Raw genomic sequence first — 235 nt, 5'->3', positions numbered from 1 at the left:
CTTCTACCGCGTCGATTCGAGCCGCAGCCGCGCAATCGGCGGCACGGGCCTCGGCCTGTCGATCGTCAAGCATATCGTCGAGCGGCACCGTGGCCGGCTGGAAATCGACAGCGAAGTGCAAAAGGGCACGACGATCACCATCACCCTGCCCGCCGATCCGCGCGGGGCCCAGGGCGATGCTTCCACACCGGCCGACGAGCCCGCGCTGCCCGCCTGAGGGGCCACCGTCCGGACC

General features: G+C 70.2%; 1 protein-coding gene. It reads left to right on the top strand.

Annotated elements, in window-relative coordinates:
* A partial coding sequence (locus AX735_RS13315) for an ATP-binding protein (protein WP_231750117.1) occupies window positions 1–217 on the top strand: 217 nt, incomplete at its 5' end.
* Between the last annotated feature and the right edge of the window lie 18 nt (window positions 218–235).

The organism is Blastomonas sp. CCH1-A6 (genome assembly GCF_001556365.1).
Classification (GTDB): domain Bacteria; phylum Pseudomonadota; class Alphaproteobacteria; order Sphingomonadales; family Sphingomonadaceae; genus Blastomonas; species Blastomonas ursincola.
The sequence above is the reverse complement of the archived record's forward strand: the minus strand, read 5'-3'. Positions and strand labels throughout refer to the sequence as shown.